Raw genomic sequence first — 14,753 nt, 5'->3', positions numbered from 1 at the left:
CAGCTATCGTGGCGCGATGAAGCTCTTCGTGGTGGTCGTGATCGTGCTGTTCGCGGCTGGACTCACCTGGGGCATCGTCGCGCTCGTACGCCGGCAGCGGTACATCGACTCGCTCCGGCAGCGTGGCTGGAACTTCGTCAACAGCCCGACGTTCGAGGCCGTCGCCCGACTGAACAATCCGCCGTTCGGGCTCGGTTTCGTTCGCAAGCCCGACGACCAGATCACCGGCCTGACCGCAGCCGGCCGGCCGTTCCAGGTGATCGAGTACAGCACGTCGCACTGGTCGGGCTGGGTCGGCATGGTGACGTTGTCGCGCCGGCTCCCCGAGCTGTGGATCACCGGCGGCGACACCCGGCCGCGGTACGGCGTCCTCGCGCACGCCGTACCTGCTCCGCCGCAGCTCGGTCCGGGGTGGCAGGTCGGTGCGCTCGAGCCGGACTTCGCCGCGGAGGTGATGAATCCACAGGTGTGTTCGCAGCTGGGCGCGATGGCCGCGGGTCTGCCGGGGCTGAACGCGAGCATCGACAGCGACCAGCTCGTGGTGCTGAACCCGCCGCGGCAGAAACCCGACCTGCTCGCCGCCTGGCTGGAGCAGCTCGGTGCCGTCGCGGCGGCGATCGACGCGGCGCCACTCGACCGCTGGATCCAGCCGGAGCCCCAGCCGCGACTGACGTTCTACCACCACCCCGATTGGTGGTGGATCGGTGTCGACGACAGCTTGCTGGAGTTCACTCCGGTCACGCGCAGCGGTCACGATCACATCACCAGCGAGGTCATCCGCGGCCGGGACGGCGACGGGCCGCCGTTCGTCGCGTTCACGCACCACTGGAAGACGACCCGCACCGAGTCGTACACCGACTCCGAGGGCCGCACGCAGACCCGGACGGTGACCGAGAACCACAGCGAGCCGATCCTCGGTTTCCAGCTGCCGATCCGGATGCCGCGCCTGCAGGTCGGGCGCAAGGGGTTCGGCGGCGGCATCAGCTTCGAGAGCGAGGCATTCAACCGGCAGTTCGCCGTACACGCGCAGGACACGAAGTTTGCGTACGACGTGATCCACCCGCGCCAGATGGAGTACCTGATGGCGAACCCGCCGGCCTCGTTCCGGATCGAGGAGGAGTGGGCCTGGTTCTCACCCGGCGAGCACAGCCAGCCCGCGATCGCGCACAGCTCGCAGTTCCTCCGCGGCTTCCTGGCCCGGGTCCCGCGCTTCGTCTGGCGGAACCTCGGTCTCCCGGATTCTCCGTACCCAGCCCCTGAGATAGAGCGCGTTTCCTAGCGGGAATGCGATTACCCTCGGCGCGGTTGCGTCTTTGGGTGTGGCTCCACGGATGAGCCACGAGTCTTGGGAGGCATCATCACTACGCATGCGGCCCTGCTACCGGTCGAGCGATCCTCGGCGGGTGCAGGTCAACATACCGGCCAACGAACCCTGGTCATCTTCGGCGCCAGCGGCGATCTGAGCTCGCGGTTGCTGCTGCCGGGTCTGGGCAGTCTGCTCGCCGGACCGCGCGCGACCAGCGTGCGGATCATCGGGACCGGCCGGTCACCGCTCGCCCCCGACGAATGGACGGGCCGGGTCCGGTCCGCGTTCGAGTCGCACGGCGAGATCGGCCAGGTCGCGGCGGACACGCTGGCGACGACGGAGTACGTCGCCGGTGACCCGACCGATGTCGAGCACCTGCGCGCGCTCCTGGAGCTTGCCGGGCCCGCCCCCGTCCTGTACTTCTCCCTGCCGCCGGCCGTGACGACCGCGATCGTGGAGAAGCTCCGCGAGCTCGAGCTGCCGGAAGGGACCGAGCTCGCCTTCGAGAAGCCGTTCGGGACCGACGCCGAGTCCGCGGCCGCGCTCAACCAGCTCGTCGGTTCGCTCGTGCCCGAGGAGAACGTGCACCGCGTCGACCACTTCCTCGGTCGCACCGCGGTCCTGAACCTGATCGGCCTGCGCTTCGCCAACCGCCTGTTCGAGCCGGTCTGGAACGCCGAGCACATCGAGAGCATCGAGATCGTGTACGACGAGACGCTCGGCCTCGAGGGACGGGCGCAGTACTACGACAACGCGGGCGCGCTGGTGGACATGATCCAGAGCCACCTGCTGCTCGTCCTCGCGCTGCTCGCGATGGACGCCCCGGCGACGATGGACGCAGTCGAGGTCCGCAGCGAGATGGCGCGTGCGCTCCGCAGTACCCACCTCTACCGTGGCTCCGCGATCGAGGCGGGCCGGCGTGCGCGGTACGCCGCGGGGATCGCTGACGATCGCGTGGTTCCGTCGTACGCCGATGAAGCGGGCGTCGACGCGGAGCGGGGGACCGAGACGCTGGCCGAGGTCACGGTCGAGGTCGACACGAACCGCTGGGCCGGTGTGCCGTTCACGCTGCGGTCGGGCAAGGCGCTCGGGGTCGCGCGCAAGGAGATCGTGGTCAAGTTCAAGCCGCTGCGCCACCTGCCCTCCGGGCTGAACGGCGCGCGCGACGGCGAGACGCTTCGCATCGGCCTGAACCCGGGCGAGCTGTCCCTGTCCGTCCCGGCGCTCGGCGTCGACGGCCCGTACACGATGGGCCAGGTCTTCCTCGACGCGACGCTGCCGTCGTCCTCGGTCCTGCCGTACGGCGAGGTGCTCAGCGGCATCCTCCGTGGCGACCCACTCCTCTCGGTGCGCGGTGACGTGGCCGAACGGTGCTGGGAGATCGTCGAGCCTGTTCTCGCCGCGTGGCGCGCCGGCGAAGTACCTCTCGACGAGTACGACGCGGGCTCGGCCGGACCGGCGACCTGGAAGTAATCCGAGCCGATATCGCACAGAATCTTGACACGGTTAAGTAAATAGAACCAATATCCTATCCGATTCGGTTCTCTCAGAGAGGTCACCGCCATGACCAGATCCGTTCGGAGCAGGAGGGTGCGGACCGTGCTTACCGGTCTCGTCGCCGCCGTACTGCTACCGGCAGGTTTGACGGCTACAACGTCCGCAGCAGCACCCGAGAGCACGCCCCCGGTCGCGCCCAAGACGGCTGCCCCGCAGCAGGCCGTCCAGGCTCCGGCGGTCGCGACCACCACCGTCCAGTCCGGCGGCCCGGCCGGCGATATCGCTCTGCACCCGTACATGGGGTGGAGCAGCTACAGCATGCAGGTGTACGACGGCGCCGGGAACTGGATCTCGGCGGACCAGTTGATCAAGCAGTCCGACGCGATGCACAAGAAGCTCCAGCCGTACGGGTACAAGAACATCAACATCGACGCCGGCTGGAACGACGGGATCGATGGTTACGGCCGGCCGGTGCCGAGCAAGAAGCTCTATCCGAACGGGCTGCAGGCGGTGATCGACCACATCCACGCCAACGGCCAGAAGGTCGGCCTGTACGCGATCCCCGGCATCGGCAAGGAGGTCATCGACGCCAACCTGCCGGTGTACGGCGCTCCCGAGTGCAAGACCGGTGACCTGCCGGTGCAGCCGCTGCAGAAGGCGGACTACTGGGGTATCGGCTACAAGATCGACTTCTCCAAGCCCTGCGCGCAGAAGTACATCGACTCGATCGCCGACCTGTTCGGCTCCTGGGGCCTGGACTTCCTGAAGTTCGACAGCGTCACGCCAGGCTCGGGGATCAGCGACCTGTCGCTCGACGCCCGGGGTGACGTGAAGGCGTGGTCCGCGGCGCTGGCCAAGCACAAGATCTGGCTCGAGCTGTCCTGGGCTCTCGACATCAACTATGCCAATACCTGGAAGCAGTACGCGAACGGGTGGCGGATCGAGTGGGACGTCGAGTGCTACTGCCCGGGCGTCGCGCTGACGCAGTGGCAGAACATCAACCGGTTGTTCCCGAAGCTGGCGGACTGGTGGCGCTACGCAGGACCGGGCGGCTGGAACGATCTCGACTCGCTCGACGTCGGCAACGGGCAGATGGACGGTCTCACGAAGGACGAACGCCGTACAGCGGCAACCTTGTGGGCGGTCTCGGCGGCGCCGATGTACGTCGGCAACGACATGACCCGACTGGACGACTACGGGCTGAGCCTGCTGACGAATCCTGAAGTGATTGCGGTCAACCAGGCCGGCCGCCCGGCGCAGCCGGTGTCGATGAAGACCAACAAGCAGGTCTGGTACTCGCTGAACCCGGACAGCAGCTACACCGTTGCCCTGTTCAACCTCGGCCAGACCGACTCCGACATGACGGTCAACTGGTCCGACCTCGGCCTGACCGGTCCGGCGAAGGTCCGCGACCTGTGGGCGCGCAAGGACCTGGGTCAGTTCGCGAACGGCTTCACCGGTAAGGACATCCCGATCCACGGCGTGCAGCTGCTGAAGGTCACGCCGCAGAAGGGTTCCACGATCCGCGTCAACGACGACGACCTGCGGGTCGGGTACGACGGCGCGTGGCAGCGCAACAACAACTACGAAGTACCTTCGGTGTCCGAGCCGCTGACCGTCACGGTCACCGACTCGTCGCAGGCGAAGACCGCGGACGTCGGTTCGCGGACGCAAGAGGTCAACAACGACGACTCGCAGATCGTCTACACCGGCACATGGCACCAGAGCACGGGTCGTGGTCTCGGTGACTACAAGGACGACGTGGCGTGGTCCGAGACCGACGGCGACTCGTTCTCGTACAGCTTCGTCGGCACCGGCGTCGACTACGTGACGGAGACCGACCCCGGACAGGGTGACGTCGACATCTACATTGACGGTCAGTTCAAGCAGACGGTGAGCACGTACCTGGATCCGTCGCAGGGACACAACAAACCGCAACAGGTCGTCTACAGCGTCTCCGATCTGCCGAACGGTTCGCACACGATCCGCGCGGTGAAGAAGTCCGGTCAGTTCATGCTGCTCGACAAGCTGAACATCCGGCAGGAGAGCCTGCTGAACCCGGACTCGGCGACGTTCGACAAGGGTTCTCCGGCCGACGTCAGCGTGCAGCTCGGTCGCGATCCGGGCGAGCTCGCCGGCATCTCGAAGGCCGGTGTGGATCTGGTCAAGGGGACCGACTACACGGTCGCCGGGAACGTGGTGACGATCAAGGCGGCGTACCTGGCGAAGCTGGCGGCGGGCACAGTTCCGCTGGACTTCAGGTTCCGGGGTGACTACCGCGACGACATCCACGCCACGACGGCGAACGGCGCGGCGGTCAACTTCGCCTTCACCGGCACGGGTGTCGCGTGGAGCACGGAGCTCGCTCCGGACCAGGGGAACGCCGACGTCTTCGTCGACGGCAAGCTGGTACGCCGGGTGAACCTGCACGGTGATGTCCGTCAGACCAACCAGCAGGTGTTCAACGCGACCGGCCTGAAGAACGGGCCGCACACGCTGCGCATTGTGAAGGTCGATGGCGACGTGCTGCGCAACGACACAATCAGCTACACGATCGCTAAATAGCTTTACCCGCAGCAGCGGGCGGTGGTCCTCTTGGACCGCCGCCCGCTGTCGTGTTGCTGGCGTCACAGCTTCTGACTGACTGATCAGTCAGTTACTTTGTTAGGCTTACCTGTGGGGGATCGAGCTGGCATCCCTGTCGAACGAGCGAGGTGCCGCCTTATGTCGTTGAGCGATATCACCACCGTCCCGCGCCGGCGAAGCCGCAAGCGCCGGGAAGACTCCAAGCTGGCCGACCACGTCGAGCGTCTCGGCGAGGAACACCCGCCGATTCCGCTCGAGAGCGTGGACTACACGATGAAGCGTCCGCGGCTGCTGGCCGAGCGCTTCGGGTCGGTGCTGGCCTACATGACCCGGGTCGAGCTCGAGGTCGAGCGGAACGTACTGGAGCTGAACATCCTGCTGCCGGACCCGCCCGAGGTCGACCGGCGGTTCTACGCGGACGTCTGGATGCCGCAGGAGACGCGGCACGGACTGATCCTGGACCAGATGCAGGAGCTGGCCGGGATCGAGGCGCACGAGCCGAACCTGACCGACGTCGACTTCAAGCTCAAGCTGCTCGGTGCGCTCGGCAAGATGCCCGGCGTACAGGACATCAGCCGGATGCTCTACTACCTGACCGGGCTGGCGACCGAGCGCTCCGCGGTGCTTGCCTACAACAAGCTTCACGCCGGACTGCTCGAGCTCGGCGAGCGAGCGATCGCCGCGACCGTGGTCGCGCCGATCAAGCGGCAGGAGCCGGGGCACTTCGCCTACTACCAGATGGCCGCGCAGGAACTCTGGGGACAACTCTCCGGCTGGCAGCGGTGGCTGACGCGCGCGTTGCGGAAGCGTACGTTCGATGTCGTGGGTGCTTACAACAAGCGGCAGCGGGCCGAGTTCGGTGACGTGATGGAAGCGCTGGAGATCAGCAAGGGCGGCGAGGGCGAGCTGCGCGACTACGCGCGCAAGGTCGGCCGCGCGGAGTACGAGCTGATGTTCGAGAACCGGCGCGGACTCCGGGTGCCGGACTACGTCTTCAAGTCCCTGCGGCGAGCCGCCGAGCTCGGCGCCGAGCGAAAGGGTGAGGCCTGGCCCGCCGAATCATGACGGCATCCGCGCACGCGCGTCACACCAAACGGCAGGTCATCGTCGAGACTGCCGAGCGGCTGTTCGCCGAGCACGGGTACGACGCGACGTCGACGGCCCGGATCGCGCACGAGGCCGGCGTACCGTCCGGCCTGGTGTTCTACCACTTCGCGACCAAGCTCGACCTGCTGCTCGCGATCGTGCAGGAACGCCCGACGCCGAGCGAGGTACTGCGGTCCGTCGCGCAGGGCCGCTCCGTACGGCTGCGGTTGCGGGCGGTCGTGGCGACGATGGCGGAGGAGTTGGAGCACGACCGGGCTGCCCGGACCATCGTGTTCCGGGAGGCGCAGGGGCATCCGGAGATCGCGGAGCGGGCGGCGGAGCTGTTCGCCGAGGCGACCGAGACCGTGGCCGACGTACTGGCCGGGGCCGATGATGTGGTCGCGGAGCCGGACCGGGTGCAGGCGGCGGCCGAGCTCGTGGTCAGCCGGGTCTTCCTGGACACGGTCGCGCTCGGTCAGGCTGACACGGCGGCCGAGCGGCACGAGGCGATGATCGATCTGGTCGCGGATTCGCTGACCACCCCTGGCGGGCGCGCCCAGCAGGACTGAGCGCGCCCCTTTCAGATAGTCAGGCCCAGGGGTCGAACGGGATCCCGGACGGCTTGGATGCGTTCAGCAGGTTGCGGAACCGGTCGTCCTTGTCGGTGATCTTGATCGTGGCCGAGCCGAAGTCGGCGTTCATCAGGATGTCGCGCAGCGATGTGCTCGGGTAGCCGTTCCAGCCGACCAGCGGCGGGTACCGCCAGTTGTGGTAGTGGTTCTCCGGCGGCTCGTCGTTGCTGTTGGCCAGGCGGAAGAAGTGCGTGCTCGCGCCGTCCTTGTGGTAGACGACCTTCGGGTGCGATCCGTCGAACCGGACCTGCGAGCGGGCGTAGGTGACCTGGCTCGAGTGCTGCGTCGTGGTCACGTACTCGACCTGGTTCGACGCCTGGTTGATCCAGGAGATCACGTGCTCCCAGTCGTGCCGGTGGCCGCCGAGGCTGCTGCCGGGCAACGCCTGGTCCTTCTCGAAGTAGCTGGCGTACACGACCGCGCACCAGCCGTTGTTGCACTTCTCGCGCGAGTAGGTCTGTGAGTTGTCGAGGTCGGACTGGTCGCGGCAGTTGCCGTTCACGGCGCCGGTCGGGTTGAGGCCGGGGTTGAGCGTGCCGTCGGCTCCGATGGCGGGGGTGGCGTAGCACCCGTCGCCGTCGTAGTCGTAGGCCGGCGAGAACGACTGCTCGTAGCCGTCGGCGTTCTGCGGGAGGCTCGGCGGCGGCGCGGCGAACGCGACGGCGGCCGAGGTGACGATCAGGGCGGCGGTTCCGAGGACCACGCCGAGCGTGCGGCGGGCGGACACTTTCATCGAAATGCTCCTTCAGAACTTAGTTCAGGGCGGAAAGGAACGGCACGAGGATGCCAGCCGTTATGCACGGGCGTATATACGTCACGTGCCTACAGGTTGACGGTCTGTGAACACCCGGAATTGGTGGCATGCCAGGTCTCGTATTGGTAGTGCAGAGTGGGGTCTGACACCTTGCCGGCTGGGGATGCTGAGGAGCGACGGCAGGTGGTTCCTGGGGAGGAACACCGTGCCTTTTGAGGAGAAGGCGGCGCCGCCGCCTGCGTTGCCAGACGGATCCATCCCGACCTACGGCGGTCACGGGCTGCCAGGGAGTGCCAACGGCGAGCCACCACTGTCGCCGTTCGGCTGGGGTCCGAGCCTGAACTACTTCGAGACCAAGAGCATCCGGAGCCGAGCACCTGTCGGCAGCGTGCTCCCGTTCATTGCCCTGCTCGTCCTGTACGGCGGGATCGTGTCCGCCCTGCTCACCGCACTGGCCGTCCGAGCCTGATCCGTCGACGCCGCCCCTCGCACACCTGGTTGCTCTTGGCATCATGCTGAGCACAGGGAGGTGCGATGCGGCTGGACGGAAAGGTTGCACTCGTCACCGGTGCGTCGGCGGGGATCGGCGCCGCGGTGGCGGAGCGGCTCGCAGTATCGGGCGCTCAGGTGGTGGTGCACGGACGCGACGCGGAGCGGACTGCCGCGGTCGCCGCGCGGGTCGGCGGCGTGCCGGTCCTGGGGGATCTTGCGGCTGCGGAGACGGCTGCTGAGGTAGCGGACGCTGCGCTGGCTGTGCATGGGCGGATCGACATCCTCGTCGCGAATGCCGGGCTCGGGTGGTCGGGGCCGTTCGTGGAGATGCGGGCCGAGGAGATCGACCAGTTGGTCGCGCTCGATCTGCTGGCGCCGCTGCAGTTGGTCAGGTGCTTGCTTCCGTCAATGGTCGAGCGGGGGAGCGGGCACGTCGCGCTGGTCGGCTCGATCGCCGGCCGTACGGCGGTCGCCGGTGAGGCCGTGTACGCCGCCACGAAAGCCGCCCTCGACGTCTTCGCCGAGAGCCTCCGGCTGGAGATTCGTGGTAGTGGTGTATCCGTGAGCCTGACCATCCCGGGCGTCGTCGACACCGGTTTCTTCAGCGCTCGCGGCCGGCCGTACGACCGCAAGCGCCCGCGTCCGCTGCCCGCCACCACCGTCGCGCAGGCGCTGGTCGATGGCATCGCCAACGACCGAGCCGAGATCTGGATCCCCGGCTGGCTTCGCGTCGCACCCGCCGTACGCGCGCTCGCTCCGGGGCTGTACCGGCGGCTCTCGGCCCGCTTCGGCGAACGGGTGATGCCACGGTGAAAGGCATCGTCGTACCGTCGGCCGACGCGTTCTTCCTGCATATCGAGCGGACCGGCGCCCCGCAGCACGTCGGCGGCGTCGTCGTCCTCGAACCCTCCGACCAGCGGCCGACGATCGACGAGGTCCGCAAGCTGGTCGCGGACGGGTTCGCGCAGTTGCCGCGGATGCATCAGCGACTCGGCAAGTCGTCGCGCTGGCGCCGGCCGCGCTGGGTCGAGGCCGACGAGGTCGACCTGGACTGGCACGTCGTCGAGCACCAGTCCACCGACGGGTACTCCGGCCTGCTGCGGTACGTCGCCGACCTGGCCGAGCAGCCGATGCCGAGGGACCGCCCGATGTGGCGGATCGCGATCGTCCGCGACATCGGCCCTGGTGGCGCCGACGGCCTGGTCGTCCTGGTCCACCATTCGATTGCTGACGGCATCGGAACTGTCCTGCAGGCCTTCAGCCTCTTCGAGCCCCCGACCAAGATCGAGCTGCCGTCCGGCGCCGCTCCGGGCCGGCTGACGCGCGCCGTCGCCACCACCATCGGTCTCGCCCAACTCGCAACGGACGGTACGGCGGCCAAGCTGCCACCCAGCTCCCTCCGCCGCGAATTCGACACCGCAGCGATCGAGCTCGACGTCGTACGCCGGGCCGCGTCGGCTCGCGGCGTACGCGTCACCGATCTCTTGATTGCCCTGCTCGCCGACAGCGTGTACGCCGTCGCGCCCGGGCTCGCGCAGGCGGTGAACGGGTACCTGCGCTTCTCGGTGACCACGATGGTCCGGAGGCCTGACAGCGCGGCCGAGGGCAATGCGACGGCCGCGATCATGGTCGAGGTGCCGGTGGACGGGCGTCCGTTCGACGAGTTGCTGACCGAGGTGTCAGCGCGGACGAAGCGGCTGCAGCGGCCGACGCGGGCGCTGGCCTCGCGGTTCGTGCTGGCGACCGGACTGCGGATCGTGCCGGAGCCGTTCGCGCGGTGGTTCGCGCCAACGGTGTACGGGCAACGATTCCTGCACGCGGTGGTCTCGAACATGCCCGGCACGACCGAACAGATGTCGTTCGCTGGTGTGCCCCACGATCGGGTGTATCCGATCCTTCCGCTGGTGCCGGGTACGCCGCTCGCCGTGGGTGCGCTGAGCTGGACAGGCATCCTCGGGATCGGTCTCGCGACTGATCCACAGCTGATCGACGGTCCGGCCCTGGCCGCTCGCCTCAACCAGGCGTTGGTCCGGCTAAGGACCGGGCCACTCGAGGGCGAGGAACAGGCGAGCGCGTGATTCGGGGTCGTCCAGGCGATCGCCGTACAAGGCCCTGAGTCGCGCCATGCGGTATCGGACGGTCTGGGGGTGGATGCTCAGCTCGTGCGCGATCGCCTGCCGGTCGCCGAAATGCTTCAGCCAGCTGGCCAGGGTTTCCGCGAGCCGCTCGCGGGCTGCCTCGGTCTCACCGGCGAGCGGCGCGAGCATCTCCTCGCGCAACGCGGCGACCAGCGCCTCGTCCCGCCACACGATCAGCGCGTCGAGATGCTCGTCGGCGAAGACCGGGTCGTCGGTCAGTACGCCGGTGTTCCGCAGCCGGACTGCGATCCGGGCGATCTCCAGGCTGCGGGGGAGTTGGGCCAGCGCGACCGAATTGCCAACCACCGCACCCATTCCGGCGAGCTCGCGGCTCAACTGCAGCCGGCGACCCGGACCGGACGGTTCCGGAATGATCGCGCCGACCACGACCGCGTTGCGGCGAATGGGTAGTGCACCGGGCTCGAGCCGGGCGACCAGTGCACCGGCCGGCTCCTGGTCGCCGTCGCTGTAGATGACCACCGCGGCGGTCTCGGGGATCCGCCACGCGGCCTGCTGTGCGGCGGTCCGGATCGCTTCGGTGCCGGCACGGCCGGAGAGCAGCAGGTTGGCGAGATCCTCGCGGCGTCGTTCGCGCGCCATCGCGTCCTCGATCTGCTCCTGCAAATAGCCGTTGGCCGCGGAGAAAGACAGTTGGTTGACGAACACAAATACCGAGTCGGCCAAGGCGGCGAGGTTGTCCGGGGCGAAATCCAGCCGCAGCGCGGTGGCGGCGACATGCCGCCAGGCGACGCGGGCGCCGAGCTGAAAAGCTGTCAGCAATCGGGTGAGATCGTTGCCCTCCTGCAGTTGGCGTCGGCCGATCTCCTCGAACACCCGCCGTACCGTCTCGTCGCCGCGGTCGAGCGTGGTCTGCTCCGGGTTGATCAGGTTGGCGATCGACATGTCCAGCAGCCGATGCACGAACAGCTCGGCAGGCTTGACTACCGCGTCCCGGTCGGTGTCGAGGAAGGCGGCGTAGTCCGGCCAGTGCTCGGCCAGCCGGTCCCGCACCTCGGCCACCAGGGCAGGCAGTCCGTCGAGCAAAGCGTCCTCGAGCCGAGCACGGTCGAAGGTTGCGATGGTCATTGAAGACTCCTCTAGGGGAACCCATCGGGGCCAACTGTAATCCTGTGACAAATTCTGTCTCGTCGAATGTTCGTCAACGGGGCAGAGTTGGCACGAAACCGCTTCCCATCATGGAACTGTGCATCCAGACGGAGTGCAGAATGCCGCTTCCGACCGTGAACTGGGCAGAAAGGAACACACCGAGAACTTTCCTGTCGCACTGAAGCTCCTGCCCGCCGCGCACCGGGAGTCGCTGCACGCTGTCTACGGCTACGCGCGCACCGTCGACGAGCTCGGCGACAGTTACACCGGCGACCGTACGGCGGCCCTGCGTGCGTTCACGGTCGACCTCGACCGCATCTGGGCCGACGAAGAGCCGGACCATCCGGTACTGCGCCGACTGCGCCCGATCGTCCGGCAGCACGATCTATCGGCCGATCCCTTCCACCGCCTGATCCAGGCCAACTTGCAGGACCAGACGGTCACGCGGTACCAGACCTTCGAGGACCTGATCGGCTACTGCCGGCTCTCCGCCGATCCGGTCGGCCGAATGGTGCTCGGCGTCTTCGACGTCAACGATCCCGAGACCGAACGCCTGTCGGACCTGGTGTGTACGGCGTTGCAGCTCATCGAGCACTGGCAGGACGTCGCCGAGGATCGCCGGGCCGGGCGGATCTACCTGCCGCAGGCCGACCTCACGACGTACGGCGTGGCCGAGACCGATCTCGATCAGCGCCGGGCGACACAGCAACTGCGCGAGTTGATGATTTTCGAGACTGCGAGGGCCGCGAAGATGCTCGACGAAGGTGCAGCGATCGTTGGCCGGTTGCACGGCTGGGCCCGGATATCTGTGGCCGGGTTCGTGGCCGGCGGTCAGGCGACAATGCGGGCGTTGCGTCGTACCGGTGGCGATGTGCTTGCTCATCAGGCGACGCCGACGAAGGTGGACACTGTGCGGTTGATGGTCAAGGCGGTCGCGCGGTGACGGCGACGGTCGAGGAAGCGTACACAGCCTGCCTGGACATCACGCGCACCGAGGCGCGCAACTTCTACTACGGCATCCGGCTGCTGCCGCCGCCGAAGCGCAACGCCTTGTCGGCGCTGTACGCGTTGGCGCGGCGGATCGACGACATCGGCGACGGCGACCTTCCGTTGGAGGAGAAGCGCACCGCGCTTGCCGCAGTACGCAAGGATCTTGGCCGGCTGGGCGATATCCACGAGCCTGTGTACGTCGCGGTCGCGGACGCAGCGCGCCGATACCCGGTGCCGCTTGGTGCCTTCGAGGAGCTGGTCGCGGGTGTCGAGACCGACCTGACCGACGTACGCATCGGCGACTTCGACGAGCTGGTCGTGTACTGCCGGCGGGTCGCTGGTTCGGTCGGCCGGCTGTGCCTGTCGATCTTCGGCCCGACCGGCTCGTCCGATCTCGAGACCCTCGCCCTGTACGCCGACCAGCTCGGCATTGCCCTCCAGCAGACCAACATCCTCCGCGATATCCGCGAGGACCTGACCAACGACCGGGTCTATCTACCGGCCGACGAACTGGAACGCTTCGGCGTCCGGATCGAACTCGATGAGCACGGCAACCTCGACGATCCACAAGGCCGGTTGGCCGGCTACATCCGGTACGCCGCGGGCCGTGCGCAGGACTGGTACTCGCTCGGCTGGCGCCTGCTCCCGTACCTCGACTGGCGCAGCGGTGCGTCCTGCCGCGCGATGTCGGGCATCTACCACCACCTACTCCGCCGCATCGGCGCGAACCCTGTGCTCGTGTACAACCAGCGGTTGTCGTTGTCGGCGGGGGAGAAGGCACAGGTCGCGCTCGCCTCGCTGGCGGGAGCCCGCTCATGAGAAGGGTCGCCGTCGTCGGAGGTGGTCTGGCGGGGATCACCGCAGCGCTGCAGTTGGCCGATGCTGGGTGTGAAGTGGTGCTGTTGGAGGGACGGCCGAAGCTGGGCGGTCTGACCCATTCGTTCGAGCGGGACGGGCGCTGGATCGACAACGGCCAGCACGTATTTCTTCGCTGCTGTACGTCGTACCTCGGGCTGCTCGATCGGCTCGGAGTGCGGGATCAGGTACACCTGCAGCCGCGGCTCGACGTACCGGTGCGGAGTGGAAAGCGTGGTGGCGTCGGGCGGATCCGGCGCAACGGGATGCCGGCGCCGCTGCATCTCGGGCCGGCGCTGGCGACGTACCGCTGGCTGAGTGTGGCCGAGCGGGTCGCTGCCGTGCGGGGCGCCTTGGCGATGGGGCGGGTTGATCGGACCGCTGCGGAGACGGATGCGCAGTCGTTCGGCGGTTGGCTGGCGGCGCATGGGCAGGACGCGCGGACGATCGAGGCGCTGTGGGAGCTGATCGGCATTGCGACGCTGAATGCGCGTGCTGACGACGCGTCGCTCGCTGTTGCGGCGACGGTGTTCCAAGTCGGTTTGCTGGAGAGGAGTGATGCTGCGGATATCGGTTGGTCGTTGGTGCCGTTGCAGCAGTTGCACGGTGACGCGGCTGCTCGTGCACTGGTTGCTGCAGGTGTCGCGGTGCGGTTGCGGGCACGGGTCCGGGCTCTGGATGCGGTGGACGGTGCGTGGGCGATCGAAGGGGAGAGGTACGACGACGTCGTACTGGCGGTGCCGCCGGTGGAGGCCGCGAGCCTGCTGCCGGACGACGCGGTGGACCTGCCGGCCGGGTGGGCGGAGGCACTCGGCAGCTCTCCGATCGTCAACGCACACGTGGTGTTCGACCGCGTGGTGCTCGACGATCCGTTCGTTGCCGGCGTCGACAGTCCACTCCAGTGGGTCTTCGACCGGACCGTCCAGAGTGGAAGCAATTCGGCCGAGCAGTACCTCGCCGTCTCGTTGTCGGCGGCCGATGAGCTGATCGACACCCCGGTTGCCGAACTGCGCGACGTACTGGTGCCTGCCCTCCGGCGGCTGCTCCCCGCGGCCGCCGACGCGCGTGTGAAGGAGTTCTTCGTGACCCGAGAGCGACATGCCACCTTCCGGCCGGCCCCAGGCACCGGCCGTTTCCGCCCCGACGCGACCACCACCCGCCCCGGCCTGCACCTGGCCGGCGCCTGGACCGCCACCGGCTGGCCCGCCACCATGGAAGGCGCCGTCCGCAGCGGTGAAGCCGCCGCCGCCTCCGTCCTCGGCACCTCGCCGGCGGCATCGCCGTCAGTTGAGGATGTGGTCTCGTGACGG

13 protein-coding genes are annotated in these 14,753 nt (G+C 67.9%); 11 read left to right on the top strand and 2 right to left on the bottom strand.

What is annotated here, in order from left to right; all coding sequences use genetic code 11:
* Window positions 1–16: 16 nt before the first annotated feature.
* From FDA38_RS28970 to FDA38_RS42730, 5 genes are all read left to right on the top strand, one after another.
* Window positions 17–1,279, top strand: coding sequence for a hypothetical protein (locus FDA38_RS28970; RefSeq protein WP_137257287.1), 1,263 nt, complete (start codon window positions 17–19; stop codon window positions 1,277–1,279).
* A 66-nt stretch (window positions 1,280–1,345) separates the two neighbouring features.
* Window positions 1,346–2,779, top strand: coding sequence for a glucose-6-phosphate dehydrogenase (locus FDA38_RS28965; protein ID WP_202877886.1), 1,434 nt, complete (start codon window positions 1,346–1,348; stop codon window positions 2,777–2,779).
* A gap of 90 nt (window positions 2,780–2,869) precedes the next feature.
* Window positions 2,870–5,368 carry a X2-like carbohydrate binding domain-containing protein gene (locus tag FDA38_RS28960; protein ID WP_137257286.1) on the top strand — a complete coding sequence of 833 codons (2,499 nt, stop codon included), beginning with the start codon at window positions 2,870–2,872 and terminating at the stop codon, window positions 5,366–5,368.
* 159 nt (window positions 5,369–5,527) lie between these two features.
* Complete coding sequence (locus FDA38_RS28955; protein ID WP_202877885.1) at window positions 5,528–6,454, top strand: GTP-binding protein LepA; 927 nt, start codon at window positions 5,528–5,530, stop codon at window positions 6,452–6,454.
* Window positions 6,451–7,044 carry a TetR/AcrR family transcriptional regulator gene (locus tag FDA38_RS42730; protein ID WP_202877884.1) on the top strand — a complete coding sequence of 198 codons (594 nt, stop codon included), beginning with the start codon at window positions 6,451–6,453 and terminating at the stop codon, window positions 7,042–7,044. Before FDA38_RS28955 ends, FDA38_RS42730 begins: the two co-directional genes overlap by 4 nt.
* A 19-nt stretch (window positions 7,045–7,063) precedes the next feature.
* On the opposite strand, the gene FDA38_RS28945 is transcribed toward FDA38_RS42730, so the two are convergent.
* Window positions 7,064–7,840 carry an NPP1 family protein gene (locus FDA38_RS28945; protein ID WP_137257285.1) on the bottom strand — a complete coding sequence of 259 codons (777 nt, stop codon included), beginning with the start codon at window positions 7,838–7,840 and terminating at the stop codon, window positions 7,064–7,066.
* Window positions 7,841–8,066: 226 nt separating this feature from the next.
* Here FDA38_RS28945 and FDA38_RS28940 point away from each other — a divergent pair, with 226 nt between their 5' ends.
* The 3 genes from FDA38_RS28940 to FDA38_RS28930 all read left to right on the top strand — a co-directional run bounded on the left by FDA38_RS28940 (window position 8,067) and on the right by FDA38_RS28930 (window position 10,431).
* Window positions 8,067–8,330 carry a hypothetical protein gene (locus FDA38_RS28940; protein WP_137257284.1) on the top strand — a complete coding sequence of 88 codons (264 nt, stop codon included), beginning with the start codon at window positions 8,067–8,069 and terminating at the stop codon, window positions 8,328–8,330.
* Between the two features lie 65 nt (window positions 8,331–8,395).
* Window positions 8,396–9,166 carry an SDR family NAD(P)-dependent oxidoreductase gene (locus FDA38_RS28935; protein WP_137257283.1) on the top strand — a complete coding sequence of 257 codons (771 nt, stop codon included), beginning with the start codon at window positions 8,396–8,398 and terminating at the stop codon, window positions 9,164–9,166.
* Window positions 9,163–10,431, top strand: coding sequence for a wax ester/triacylglycerol synthase domain-containing protein (locus FDA38_RS28930; protein ID WP_137257282.1), 1,269 nt, complete (start codon window positions 9,163–9,165; stop codon window positions 10,429–10,431). The genes FDA38_RS28935 and FDA38_RS28930 overlap by 4 nt, the downstream gene beginning before the upstream one ends.
* Here FDA38_RS28930 and FDA38_RS28925 read toward each other — a convergent pair.
* Window positions 10,387–11,577, bottom strand: coding sequence for a PucR family transcriptional regulator (locus tag FDA38_RS28925; RefSeq protein WP_137257281.1), 1,191 nt, complete (start codon window positions 11,575–11,577; stop codon window positions 10,387–10,389). The genes FDA38_RS28930 and FDA38_RS28925 overlap by 45 nt on opposite strands.
* Before the next feature lie 118 nt (window positions 11,578–11,695).
* On the opposite strand from FDA38_RS28925, the gene hpnC reads away from it, so the two are divergent.
* Genes hpnC through hpnE form a run of 3 tightly spaced genes read left to right on the top strand, consistent with a single transcriptional unit; the run spans window position 11,696 to window position 14,750 of the window.
* On the top strand, window positions 11,696–12,541 hold the full coding sequence (hpnC, locus tag FDA38_RS28920; RefSeq protein ID WP_233714979.1) for a squalene synthase HpnC: 846 nt from the start codon (window positions 11,696–11,698) through the stop codon (window positions 12,539–12,541).
* Complete coding sequence (locus FDA38_RS28915) at window positions 12,538–13,407, top strand: squalene/phytoene synthase family protein (protein WP_137257280.1); 870 nt, start codon at window positions 12,538–12,540, stop codon at window positions 13,405–13,407. The genes hpnC and FDA38_RS28915 overlap by 4 nt, the downstream gene beginning before the upstream one ends.
* On the top strand, window positions 13,404–14,750 hold the full coding sequence (gene hpnE, locus FDA38_RS28910; RefSeq protein WP_137257279.1) for a hydroxysqualene dehydroxylase HpnE: 1,347 nt from the start codon (window positions 13,404–13,406) through the stop codon (window positions 14,748–14,750). The genes FDA38_RS28915 and hpnE overlap by 4 nt, the downstream gene beginning before the upstream one ends.
* Window positions 14,751–14,753 lie beyond the last annotated feature (3 nt).

The sequence above is a fragment of the Kribbella jiaozuonensis genome (genome assembly GCF_005233875.1).
Taxonomy (GTDB): Bacteria; Actinomycetota; Actinomycetes; order Propionibacteriales; family Kribbellaceae; genus Kribbella; species Kribbella jiaozuonensis.
This window is presented reverse-complemented; position numbering and strand designations above follow the sequence as displayed.